The 12070-nt window shown below is 66.8% G+C and carries 12 protein-coding genes; 10 read left to right on the top strand and 2 right to left on the bottom strand.

The annotated features are described in order from the left end of the window. The 4 genes from paaD to galU all read left to right on the top strand — a co-directional run bounded on the left by paaD (position 1) and on the right by galU (position 3624). Positions 1–573, top strand: coding sequence for a 1,2-phenylacetyl-CoA epoxidase subunit PaaD (gene paaD / locus ACQCSU_RS07735; protein WP_426979165.1), 573 nt, complete (start codon positions 1–3; stop codon positions 571–573). 15 nt (positions 574–588) lie between these two features. Further along, positions 589–1815, top strand: coding sequence for a 1,2-phenylacetyl-CoA epoxidase subunit PaaE (gene paaE, locus ACQCSU_RS07730; RefSeq protein WP_426979164.1), 1227 nt, complete (start codon positions 589–591; stop codon positions 1813–1815). A 40-nt stretch (positions 1816–1855) separates the two neighbouring features. Then, the gene (locus tag ACQCSU_RS07725) at positions 1856–2635 is read left to right on the top strand and encodes an enoyl-CoA hydratase/isomerase family protein (RefSeq protein ID WP_426979163.1); all 780 of its coding nucleotides are present in this window, start codon (positions 1856–1858) and stop codon (positions 2633–2635) included. A gap of 98 nt (positions 2636–2733) precedes the next feature. Then, positions 2734–3624: a UTP--glucose-1-phosphate uridylyltransferase GalU gene (galU, locus tag ACQCSU_RS07720; protein ID WP_426979162.1), complete on the top strand. Its 891-nt coding sequence runs from the start codon at positions 2734–2736 to the stop codon at positions 3622–3624. 42 nt (positions 3625–3666) lie between these two features. Here the strand turns inward: galU and ACQCSU_RS07715 are convergent, their stop codons facing one another. Beyond that, on the bottom strand, positions 3667–4131 hold the full coding sequence (locus ACQCSU_RS07715) for an Lrp/AsnC family transcriptional regulator (protein ID WP_426979161.1): 465 nt from the start codon (positions 4129–4131) through the stop codon (positions 3667–3669). Between the two features lie 159 nt (positions 4132–4290). On the opposite strand from ACQCSU_RS07715, the gene ACQCSU_RS07710 reads away from it, so the two are divergent. The 4 genes from ACQCSU_RS07710 (at position 4291) to ACQCSU_RS07695 (ending at position 8766) form a co-directional block, all read left to right on the top strand. Beyond that, positions 4291–5484, top strand: a complete 1194-nt coding sequence (locus tag ACQCSU_RS07710; RefSeq protein WP_426979160.1) for a thiamine pyrophosphate-dependent dehydrogenase E1 component subunit alpha — start codon at positions 4291–4293, stop codon at positions 5482–5484. After that, positions 5481–6605 (top strand): alpha-ketoacid dehydrogenase subunit beta, encoded by a 1125-nt coding sequence (locus tag ACQCSU_RS07705; protein WP_426979159.1) that lies wholly within the window; start codon positions 5481–5483, stop codon positions 6603–6605. The genes ACQCSU_RS07710 and ACQCSU_RS07705 overlap by 4 nt, the downstream gene beginning before the upstream one ends. 2 nt (positions 6606–6607) lie before the next feature. After that, positions 6608–8167, top strand: a complete 1560-nt coding sequence (locus ACQCSU_RS07700; protein ID WP_426979158.1) for a dihydrolipoamide acetyltransferase family protein — start codon at positions 6608–6610, stop codon at positions 8165–8167. Positions 8168–8229: 62 nt separating this feature from the next. Then, entirely contained in the window at positions 8230–8766 is a 537-nt protein-coding gene (locus tag ACQCSU_RS07695) for an acyltransferase (protein WP_426979157.1), read from the top strand. Between the two features lie 116 nt (positions 8767–8882). Here the strand turns inward: ACQCSU_RS07695 and ACQCSU_RS07690 are convergent, their stop codons facing one another. Further along, the gene (locus tag ACQCSU_RS07690; protein ID WP_426979156.1) at positions 8883–9506 is read right to left on the bottom strand and encodes a TMEM175 family protein; all 624 of its coding nucleotides are present in this window, start codon (positions 9504–9506) and stop codon (positions 8883–8885) included. Between the two features lie 221 nt (positions 9507–9727). Between ACQCSU_RS07690 and ACQCSU_RS07685 the strand changes: the two genes are divergently transcribed. Together ACQCSU_RS07685 and ACQCSU_RS07680 are read left to right on the top strand one after the other, a co-directional pair. Further along, complete coding sequence (locus ACQCSU_RS07685) at positions 9728–10543, top strand: MBL fold metallo-hydrolase (protein WP_426979155.1); 816 nt, start codon at positions 9728–9730, stop codon at positions 10541–10543. A 116-nt stretch (positions 10544–10659) separates the two neighbouring features. Continuing rightward, the gene (locus ACQCSU_RS07680) at positions 10660–12054 is read left to right on the top strand and encodes a MinD/ParA family ATP-binding protein (RefSeq protein WP_426979154.1); all 1395 of its coding nucleotides are present in this window, start codon (positions 10660–10662) and stop codon (positions 12052–12054) included. The last annotated feature ends 16 nt before the right edge of the window (positions 12055–12070 follow it).

The raw sequence follows: 12070 nt of genomic DNA, 5'->3' as shown, positions 1-12070 counted from the left end.
ATGTACGTCAGCCACCCCACCGCTGCTGCCGCCAGCGAACGCACCGCCGGTCAGAGATCCCCGGAGCAAAAAGCCTGGGACCTCGCCGCCACCGTCTGCGATCCGGAAATCCCGGTCCTCACCATCGCGGACCTGGGGATCCTGCGCGACGTCAAATTGTTCGACGACGGCGGAGTGGTCCCAGCCGTCCAGGTCACCATCACGCCGACCTACTCCGGCTGCCCCGCCATGGACGCCATCCGCGATGACCTCCAGACGGAGTTCGCCCGCGAAGGCTACCCGATCGTCCATGTCGAGTTGGTGCTCTCGCCGGCGTGGACCACGGACTGGATGAGCGAGGCCGGCAAGGCCAAGCTGCAGGAGTACGGCATCGCCCCGCCCTCCGGCCAGACAGCTGTTGATGGAAAAGCAGTCCGGCACGCCGGTCCGGTCCGGCTGTCCCTGGCCGTCAAATGTCCGCAGTGTTCATCGTTGAACACCAAGGAACTCACCCGCTTCGGTTCCACGTCCTGCAAGGCGCTGTATGTCTGCCAGGACTGCAAGGAACCGTTCGACTACTTCAAAGTTTTGTAAGGAACAGGTGCTCCCATGACTGTTGTCCGCCAGACCGCAGCCGAATCGGCCGCCGCCACCGGCCGCCGTCGTGCGTCCTTCCACACCCTGACGGTGGCGGAAGTCCGCCGGCTCACCGAGGACGCCATCGAGGTCACCTTCGGGGTTCCGGCGGAGCTGGCCGGGCAGTTCGACTACCTCCCGGGCCAGTACGTGGCCCTGCGCGCCACCCTGCCGGACGAGGGCGGTGAGCCGCACGAGATCCGCCGCAGCTACTCCATCTGCGCCGAACCGCGCAGCTTCGCGGACGGCAGCAGCGAGATCCGGGTCGCCATCAAGAAGGACCTGGGCGGCCTGTTCTCCACCTGGGCCAACGCCGAACTCAAGGCCGGCGACGCGCTGGACGTCATGAGCCCGATGGGCGCCTTCGTCTCCAAGCACGGCCGCGACGGCAAGCCGGTCGAGCAGAATGTGATGAACTCGATGAACCACCCGCAGGATATGGCGGGGGAGCCGGGCTCCTTCGTGGCCATCGCCGCCGGTTCCGGCATCACCCCCGTGATCGCCATCGCCCGCACCCTGCTCGCCGCGCACCCTGAAACCCGCTTCGACCTGGTCTACGCCAACAAGGCCGCCATGGACGTCATGTTCCTCGAGGAACTCGCGGACCTCAAGGACAAGTACCCGTCCCGGCTCGCGCTGCACCACGTGCTCTCCCGCGAGCAGCGGATCGCGCCGCTGCTCAGCGGCCGGATCGACGCCGAGAAGCTGCAGGCCCTGCTGGGCACCGCCATCCACGCTGACGACGTCGATGAATGGTTCCTGTGCGGGCCCTTCGAGCTCGTGCAGCTGTGCCGCGACACGCTGGCGGCGCGCGGCGTCAAGCCCGAACATGTCCGCTTCGAGCTGTTCACCTCGGGCAAGCCGGACCGCCCGGAGGGCAACATCGGCCGTCCCGTGATTGCGGACGAATCCAAGGAGACCTACAAGATCACGTTCAAGCTGGACGGGCTGCAGGGCGAGGTTGCCAGCCCCACGCACGCGCGCGAATCGATCCTCAACGCGGCCCTGCGGGTCCGGCCCGATGTGCCCTTCGCCTGTGCCGGCGGCGTCTGCGGAACGTGCCGTGCGAAGCTGGTCACCGGTTCCGTCACGATGGACGAGAACTACGCGCTGGAACAGGATGAACTGGACAAGGGCTACGTGCTGACCTGCCAGTCCCACCCGACGACGCCGGAAGTCACGGTCGATTTCGACGTCTGAGCTGTCTCACCACCCTGTACCCACTCCAACGAGGAGCCCCATGATTTCCCTCTCCATCGCCGACGGCATCGCCGAGATCGTCCTTGACGCCCCCCACAAGCTCAACTCGCTGGACGAGCAGGCCCTCAGGGATTTGTCACAGGCATACGACGACGCCGCTGCCGCCGCCGCGCGCGGCGAGGTGCGGGCGCTGCTGCTCCGCGGCGAGGGGCGCGCCTTCTGCGCGGGCCGGGATATCGCCGGGGTCACCCCGGAAAGCGATGACGCGCAGGCGTACCTTGGCGGCCTCGTCCAGCCGCTGCTGAAGAAGATGAGCGCCTTCCCCGCCCCAACCTTCGCGGCGGCGCACGGCGCCTGCCTCGGCGTGGGGCTCGGGCTGCTGCTGGCCACCGATGTGGTCTATGTGGCGGAGAACGCAAAGTTCGGTTCGCCGTTCGCAAAACTCGGCGCCACGCTGGATTCCGGCGGCCACTGGTACTTCACCGAACGCCTCGGCATGCACCGGACCCTGGACCTGATCTACACCGCCGAGCTCATGAGCGGCGCGGATGCCGTCGCGCAGGGGATGTTCAGCCGGGCCATGCCGGCGGCCGCTCTGCTGGAGAACACCCGTGCCATCGTGGCCACCGTGGCCGCCGGCGCAACCGGGGCGTTCAACGCCAGCAAGGACCTCGTGGCTCATATCCGGGACCAGCGCCTGGGCCTGTGGGAGGCCATGGAACAGGAGAACGCCGAGCAGGCGCGCCTGTGCAGGAGCGAGGATTACGCCGAGGGTTTCCGCGCCTTCCAGGAGAAGCGGCCGCCGGTTTTCAAGGGCTGAATACCGAGACGACCGCGCTGCTGGAGACCGAGTTGTCTCTGTACCTGTCTTTTGTCAAAGCCATTCTCAATTTGAAAAGCCGCTTATAGGGTTCGGTTATGACTTCGGGGAAACCGGTAACAAAGGCTGTCATTCCTGCCGCCGGACGCGGGACACGCTTCCTCCCCGCCACCAAGGCGATGCCCAAGGAAATGCTGCCCGTCGTGGACCGGCCGGCCATCCAGTACGTCGTGGAGGAAGCCGTCCGGGCGGGGTTGACCGATCTGCTGTTGATCACGGGGCGCCAGAAACGTGCCCTCGAGGACCACTTCGACCGGGAACCCAGCCTGGAACGCACTCTGGAGCTCAAGGGCGATCTTGACCGGCTTGCCGCGGTCCGGCACGCCTCCAGCCTGGGCCCGCTCCACTACGTCCGCCAGGGGGACCCGAAAGGCCTGGGCCATGCGGTGCTGTGCGCCCGCCAGCATGTGGGCGACGAGCCCTTCGCAGTCCTGCTGGGCGACGACCTGATTGACGAGCGCGATGAACTCCTGAGCACCCTGATTGCGGTGCAGGCCAGGACCGGCGGTTCCGTGGTCGCACTGATCGAAGTGTGCCCGGGCGAAATCAGCGCCTACGGCTGCGCCGACGTGTCAGCCGTTCCGGGCGAGGACCACGTGAGGGTCAACGGCCTGGTCGAGAAGCCGGACATCGCGGATGCGCCCTCGAACCTGGCCGTGATCGGCCGGTACGTTCTCCACCCCGCGGTCTTCGATGTCCTGGCGGAAACGCAGCCCGGCCGCGGCGGCGAAATCCAGCTCACCGACGCGCTGCAGACCCTCGCCGTCTCCGGCTCCGAGGGCGGCGGCGTCTACGGTGTGGTCTTCACGGGCCGCCGCTACGACACGGGCGACAAACTGAGCTACCTCAAGGCGGTCCTTTCGATCGCCGCGGAACGGGTGGAGTTCGGCGAGGAGCTGCGGTCGTGGATGAAGGCCTTCGTCAGCTGAAGCACCCGCCGGCTGAGGCAGCTGCCGGTGCCCGTACAAGGGCTACCGCGTATCCACGTCTTCAAACACCAGGAAGGTCTGGGTGTCGAGCACCCCGGGCATCGACTGGAGCTGGTCGAAGATGACGCGCCGCAGATCGACATTGTCCACGGCGCGCACCAGCAGGATCACATCGAAGTCCCCGCCCACCAATGCGATGTGGTGCACCTCAGGGATGGCGCGCAGCAGTTCCCGCAGCTCCCGCCAGGAATGCTGGCGGACCTTGAGGGTCACGTAGGCCGATGACTTCAGGCCGGCCTTGATGGGGTCCACGAGTGCCGTGAACTTGGTCAGGACCCCTTCGCCGGTCAGCCGGGCAATCCTCGTGTAGGCGTGGGCGCGCGAGATGTGGACGTTCTCCGCCACCTGGGTCACGGACATCCTGCCGTCCCGGGTCAGCTCGGCAATGATATTCCGGTCCACGTCATCCAGCGGCACCGCTGCCTGGTCCGCCTCGGCCTCTGCCATTCGTCTACAACCCCTGCCGGTAATCCAGCTCACACTTACGATTCGTCTTCCAGATTAGGCCAAATTTTGGGACTTCTCCACGATTTTCCGTAGAGGTGGATACGAAACAGTGTCCGCCAGCATACTGGGAGTGAATAGTGGCTACAGAAGGACGGACCAATGACGATCTCCGCAGACCACACTGCACAGCACCCGCCAGCTGAAGACGCCGCCAGCGAGGCCGTGCGCAAGTTCGGCATCACAGCCGAGGACTACATGCTGCCCGCCCGCCACCAGATCCAGATGGTCGGCCCTGACGGCACCCTGAACCTCCACACCGAGCAGGGCGCCCAGGCCGGCCACGAGTACAGCCTCCCCGGCGATGACGAACTGATGACCGCCTACGAGCAGCTCGTCGTCGGGCGCCGCGTCAATGACCAGAACTCCGCCCTCGTCCGCCAGGGCCGGATGGCCGTCTACCCCTCCAGCCACGGCCAGGAGGCCTGCCAGGTTGCCGCTGCCCTCTGCCTGTCCGACGGCGACTGGATGTTCCCCACCTACCGTGATTCCGTGGCCGTGATGGCCCGCGGCGTCGATCCCGTCCAGACCATGACGCTCTTCCGCGGCGACTGGCACGGCGGCTACGACCCCACCAAGCACAAGGTCGGCATCCAGTGCACCCCGCTGACCACCCAGCTGCTGCACGGCGTCGGGGTGGCCCATGCCGCCAAGCTGCGCGGCGAGGACACCGTCGTCCTGGCCATGTGCGGCGACGGAGCCACGAGCGAGGGCGACTTCCACGAGGCGCTGAACTTCGCCGCCGTGTTCCACCTGCCCGTGGTCTTCTTCGTCCAGAACAACCAGTACGCGATCTCCGTGCCGCTGGCGCACCAGTCCGTGGCGCCGTCGCTGGCCCACAAGGCCGTCGGCTACGGCATGGCCGGCGAGCGCGTGGACGGCAATGACGTCGTCGCCCTGCTCGCGGTGCTGGGCCGGGCCGTCAAGCTCGCCCGCGAAGGCTCCGGACCGCTGCTCGTCGAGGCCCACACCTACCGGATGCAGGCCCACACCAACGCCGACGACGCGACCCGCTACCGCCAGGACAGCGAGGTCGCCGCATGGGTGGCCAAGGACCCGCTGAGCCGGATGAAGAGCTACCTGACGGAGCGCGGACTGCTCGACGACGGCGGCACTGCCCGGATCGCCGAAAAGGCCGAAGCGGTTGCCGCGCAGCTGCGCGAAGGCCTTGGTGAGGACGTCCCGGTGGAGCCGCTGGACCTCTTCAAGTACGTCTTCTCCACCCCCACCCCGCAGCTGACGGAACAATCCGCCCTGCTCGCCGACGAGCTCGCCCGGGAAGAGGCCGCGAAATGAGCCCCACAGTCACCACCTCGTCCGAGGCGAACGGCAACGTCAGCTCCGCCACCGCGCGAGCGGCCGCCAAGGCCGCGGCTGCGTCCGAGCAGAAAACAGAGCAGACCGGCCCGCAGACCATCACCCTCGCCAAGGCACTGAACACCGCCATGGCCGACGCCATGCACGCGGACCCCTCGGTCCTGGTCTTCGGCGAGGACGTCGGCATGCTCGGCGGCGTCTTCCGCATCACGGACGGGCTCACCAAGACCTTCGGGCAGAGCCGCTGCTTCGACACGCCGCTGGCCGAATCCGGCATCGTCGGCATGGCGGTCGGCATGGCGATGAACGGCATGCGCCCGGTCATCGAGATGCAGTTCGACGCCTTCGCCTACCCGGCGTTCGAACAGATCGTCAGCCACGTCGCCAAGATGCACAACCGCACCAAGGGAGCCGTGAAGCTGCCCATGGTCATCCGTGTCCCCTACGCCGGCGGCATCGGGGGAGTGGAGCACCACTGCGACTCCTCCGAGGCCTACTACGCCCACACCGCCGGGCTGAAGGTCTTCACGCCGGCCACCGTGGCCGACGGCTACCGGATGCTCCGCGAGGCCATCGACTCCGACGACCCCGTCATGTTCATGGAACCGAAGAAGCTCTACTGGTCCAAGGACCAGGTGGACCTGGACGCGCTGCGTGCCGAGCACACGGCGAACACCGAGCGCGGGACCTCCTCCGAGGGCCGTGCCGCCGTCGCCCGCCCGGGAACCGACGCGACGCTGATCGCCTACGGCCCCTCCGTCCCGACGGCGCTCGCCGCCGCCGCTGCGGCCGCCGAGGAAGGCCGCTCGCTCGAAGTGATCGACGTCCGCTCGATCGTGCCCTTCGATGACGAGACGGTCTGCGCCTCGGTCCGCAAGACCGGCCGCGCCGTGGTTATCGCCGAGGCGCACGGCTTTGCCTCCGTGGCCTCCGAGATCGTGGCCCGGGTCCAGGAACGCTGTTTCCATCACCTCGCCGCGCCGATCCGCCGGGTCACCGGCTTCGATGTGCCGTACCCGGCGCCGAAACTTGAGCACTACTACCTGCCCGGCGTGGACCGCATCCTCGACGCCGTTGACGACCTCCAGTGGGAAGACTGACCATGAGCGAAACGAAAGTATTCCTCCTCCCGGACCTCGGCGAAGGACTCACCGAAGCCGAACTCGTGCACTGGCTCGTGGCTGTGGGCGACGAGATCCGCGTGGATCAGCCGATCGCCGAGGTGGAGACGGCCAAGTCCCTGGTGGAGGTGCCCTCCCCGTACGCCGGCACTGTCGCCGTGCTGCACGGCGAACCCGGCCAGACGCTCGACGTCGGCAAGCCGCTGATCTCGGTGACTCCTATCGGTGTGGCTGCTCCAGGTGTGACTGCTGCCGCCGGTGGCGCCGCCACAGGCAATGCCGCCCCCGCCCCTTCGCCGGACAGCATTCGTCCTGCGGACGATGCTGCCGGCTCCGACAGGCCCGATGCCACTCCCGGGGCGGCATTGCCTGCAGCGACTGAGTCCGCGGTTGAGTCACCTGCCGTGGTTGCCGCAGAAACTTACCGCGAGGAGGAGAAGGCCGGGTCCGGGAATGTCCTGATTGGGTACGGGACTCCGGGCGGGCATGGGGTTGCCCGGCGGACGCGGCCACGGAAGTCTTCGGCGGTCGAGCCCGTCGAGACTTCGGGTGCCGCGAGCCAGATTTCTGTGGCGGAGAAGGCTGCCGATGACCTGCTGCTGATGCGGACCCGGGTGCCCGGGAAGTTGGGGGCTGTTATATCTCCGCTGGTTCGCCGGATGGCACGCGATCATGGGGTTGATTTGGGGGGACTCCACGGGTCGGGGGCCAGCGGGCTCATTATGCGGCGCGATGTCGAGGCTGTCATCAGGCCGTCCACAGTGGCTGAGCGCCCCGTGGTTGAGGCTGTCGCGGCGTCCGACACAGACGCACGCACTGGCCTGGGCATTTCCGGGCGCACTGCCGTGCGCGGTGTGCGGAAGGCCGTTGCGGCGAACATGGCGCGCAGCCGTTCCGAGATCCCGGAAGCCACGGTGTGGGTCGATGTGGACGCCACGGCGCTCGTGGAGATGCGGGCCGCCCTGAAGAATGCGGACCCGCACAACACCCCCGGTTTGCTTGCTTTCATCGCGCGATTCGTCACCGCAGGGCTGAAGAAGTTCCCTGAACTCAACACCCGCATCGTCACCACCGAGGACACCACGGGCGGCGCGATGCAGGAGATTGTGGCCTTCGACGGCGTCAACCTCGGCTTCGCGGCGCAGACCGACCGCGGCCTCATGGTGCCCTCCGTGCGCAACGCGGACAAGCTCAGCGCCCGCGAACTCGACGCCGAGATCCGCCGGCTTACCGCCGTCGTCCGCGAAGGCAAGGCGACCCCGGCGGAGCTGGGCAGCGGCACGTTCACACTGAACAACTACGGCGTGTTTGGCGTGGACGGTTCCGCCGCGATCATCAACCACCCCGAGGTGGGAATTCTCGGCGTCGGACGGATCATCGACAAGCCCTGGGTTGTCAGCGGCGAACTCGCGGTCCGCAAGGTCACCGAACTGACCCTCACCTTCGACCACCGTGTCTGCGACGGTGGAACGGCCGGCGGCTTCCTGCGCTACGTCGCCGACGCGATCGAAAATCCGGGGTCTGTCCTGGCGGATATGTGACGGGTCCGGCGCGGCTGCCGGAGGAGGCCTGCGGTGGTCGGAGATGGCCCTATGATGGGGCCATGAATATCTGGGGGAAGCTTCGTTCCGCTGAAAACCGTGCCCGCGCAGCCTCACTTGGGATGCCAAGAGCCCGAGTGGACAGAGGGACGAAGATCACCGTCAAGGATGGCAGTATTCATGCGGGCTCCGGTTTTGTGATTGGCAAGGGGACACACGTCGCAGTTATTGGAACCCCCGAAGCGCCGGCTTTGATGTCTGTCGGGTCCCGAACCAAGATCGGCGCACGGTCCCGGATCAACGTCAGGTCCGGGCTGACCATAGGCGACTACTGTGAGTTCTCTTGGCTCGTCCAGATCCTCGACACCGACTTCCACACGCTCACCTATGCGGACGGCCGCACCAGCAATCCGACAAAGCCGATCAAGATTGGCAACCACGTCCTGATCGGTACAGGAGCGATCATCCTCAAAGGCGTCACGATTGGCGATAACGCGGTGATCGGTGCCGGGTCTGTTGTAAGCCGCGATGTCCCCGCGAACGTGGTGGTATCCGGTAACCCGGCGGAGATTCGTAGTGACATCACTGGCTGGAAGTAGCCGTCACGGTACGCCCGCCAGCACCTGCGAACGAGCGACCGCGAGCATCCCAACGGTCGCCGGGGTGTATACACGGTTGTTCTGCCGGCCACGGGAACCGACGGAGACGGCCGGGGTCAGTTTCGGTCGGCCCGGCGTTCAGCGGGTGCCGAAAACCGGCGGGCCGCCCATGACGCCGGCACGAGCAGTAGCCACAGGAACGGTGTGTAGGCGTTGAGGACAAACGCCGCCGGAATCGAGAGCAGGAAGACCAGCGCCCCGGCCAGCCGAATGCTGAATACCTTCCGGTGGCCGTCGGGTGCCATTTCCCGCTCCATCAGGTCTGCATGTTTGGCGTACCCCCAGATGGCCGCCATGGTCAGGTAGACCGCGGCGATGTTGGCGGCGTACAGAACACTCGGCCAGGGCGTGGGGTCATCCCCGTATTGGCTGAGCACAGACGTCGGACCGGGCAGCATGGCGATGAAGAACAAGAGGGCCAGATTCAGCCGGCCCAGGTTCACATTGAAACGGCGGATCCGTGCGAAGTCGGAATGGTGTGACATCCAGGTCCTGGCGATGATGAGGAATGACAGCGCATACGCGAGCAGTTGCGGCAGCGCAGCGACCAGGGCATCGTCCAGCTGCTCCGCCGGAATGCCGGCAGGCAGCTTCAGGTCCAGTGCCAGTAGCGTCAGCGCGATCGCAAAGACGGCGTCGCTGAAGAACACCATCCGCTCCAGTGACGTGCCGGATTCCATCGGGAGCAACCTCCGATCGTTCGATGGAGCAAGTGGCGGAACAACTGAAGTAGCCACAGGCTACACGGCGGCGCTGCCCCAGGCGATGGCTTCCCGTTGGGTTCCCAAAGGCGGGTATGCCCTCCGGGAATTGTCAGCCGGGCATGGGTACAATCGAGGGCAGAACATCGCACCAGCGGCGCCGGAACAGTGTCGGAACAGTGCCGGAATACGGAGATTCAATGTCACGATGGCTCGAGGTAGGTCCGGACAACTACGTCCTGACAACCCAAGGTTCCCTGCTCAACACCGGCCTGGTGGTCGGCACCGAACGCGCCATGGTGATCGACACCGGCGGCGGGCCCCGGCAGGGACGCGAGATCCTGGAGGCGGTGCGGACCAAGACCGGGCTGCCGCTCGTCGTCGTCAACACGCACGCGCACTATGACCACTTCTTCGGCAACGCTGTCTTCGCTGACGACGGCGTGACGGAGTTCTGGGCGCACGAGAGCTGCGCTGCGGAGATCGAAGAGAACGGGGACAGCCAGCGCCGCGCCGTCGCAGCCGAGGAGCCGGAAATGGCTGCCGGCGAAGGCAGCAACGTCGAACTCGTGGTTCCGAACGCGATCGTGAAGGACCAGCCGGTCCTGGTGGACCTTGGCGGCCAGACCGTCACGCTGTTCTACCTGGGCCGCGGCCACACCGACGGGGACCTCCTCGTCGGAACAGCCACCACGCTCTACGCCGGTGACCTCGTGGAACAGGGCTCGCACCCCTCTTTTGAAGACTCGTACCCCGAGGAATGGGCGGACGCCCTCCGGCACGTGTCCGCGCTGCGTCACCGCTATGAATTCCTGGTTCCCGGCCATGGGGAACCCTGCAGCGACCAGTTCGTCAAGACCATGGCCAACACCATGGGCACCGCGGTGCGCCAGGCCATCCAGGCCACGCGGGAAACCCCCGACGACGCCACCAAGGCCATCCCGGTCCTTCCCTACGGCCCTGAGCAGTCACGATGGTTCATCAGGCGCCTGCAGGAGACCCGGGCGCACCACTGAAGCCCTCATTTCCCCGGATGATAAGGGTGCTCACGACTGCGCCTAGACTTGCCCTTTGAACGACGTCAAACAAGCGCCGCAGCATGCCCCGCTGTGAGTCCTGGGAGAAATCAACGATGCCCGATTCGGTGGAAGACAATTCAGCTGCCACTACTGACAACTCAGGGCAGCCTGAAACCCGCCGTCGGCGCGACCTGCGTCGTGCCGACGGTGACGAAGCTGCCTGGACAGGAACCATGCCGGTCATCAATCCTCGCACCAGCCCCGCCGAAGCCGCCGACCGTGCCGAACCGAAGCGCCGCAGTTCTTGGGCCGAGGCCGCCGAAGCAGCCGACGAACGCAATTCGGAGCCCGCCACCGGATCGACACCGGTGATCCGCCAGGTCCCCACGGCACCGGTGGTTCCCGCCGGAGATCCGCTGTCCCCGGACGCCACCGAGGTTCCGGACTCCGACGCCGGCGCAGCACCCTCCCGGCGGTCGGCCTTGCCGGCTGCCCCGGAGACGGCGCCCAGCGTCCCGGCCCAGCCGCCCCGTTCCACCCGCACGGCCAGCCGGGCAGCGGCCCTGGCCTCGGCTCCGGTTCCGGACTTCATCAGCTCGCCCGGCCTCTTCGTCCGCGAGCAGAAGCCGAAGCCGGTAGGCGGCTTCCGCGGCGCCCTCTACAAGATGACCGGGGGCGGCCTCAATCTCGGCCCGAGCGCACGGCAGCGCGAAGAAGACGAGCTCGCGCGGCGCATCTCCCGCCAGCTCCAGGGCAGCTACAACACCGGCGTCCTGAGCCTCAAGGGCGGCATCGGCAAGACCTCCACCACCGTCGGCGTCGGCCTGACCTTGGCGGAATTCCGCGGGGACCCGCCGTGCGCGATCGACGCCAACCCGGACTCCGGCGACCTTGTGGAGCGCGCGCTCGGCGAGGGCATTTACCAGCAGCAGAGTCCCCGCACCATCACGGACCTGCTGCAGAACATCGAGTCCGTCGATTCCCTTACCGCCCTGGCCCGGTATATGCACCATGCCGGCCGGCTGCACCTGATCGCCGGAGAGCAGGATCCCGAGGTCTCGGACTCCCTGACGGCCGAAGAGTACCTGCGGATCCGCAAACTCATCTCCGGCTACTACTCGGTGGCCCTCACCGACTGTGGCACCGGCGTCACACACAACGCCATGAGCGGCATCCTGCAGTCCGCGGACAACCTGATCATCGCGGCCGGCTACGCGGTCAGCGGCGCCAAGCGGGCCCGCAGCACCCTGCACTGGCTGGCCAGCCACGGCTACGAGGAACTGGCCCGCAACGCCGTCGTCGTCATCACGGACAAGGACGAGGTTTCCTCCCGGGTGGACAAGGACGCGATCGAAGACCACCTGTCCGGGATCTGCCGCCAGCTGATTGCCGTCCCGCACGACCGCGGTGTGGCCGATGGTGACCTGGTCACCCTGGATGTGCTCCGCCCGGAAACACGGCGCGCCTACCGGGAAATCGCCGCCGCCATCGTGGACGGGTACGTCTAGGCCGTGCCTTAGTCGG

Source organism: Pseudarthrobacter sp. O4, assembly GCF_050157025.1.
Lineage (GTDB): Bacteria > Actinomycetota > Actinomycetes > Actinomycetales > Micrococcaceae > Arthrobacter.
This window is presented reverse-complemented; position numbering and strand designations above follow the sequence as displayed.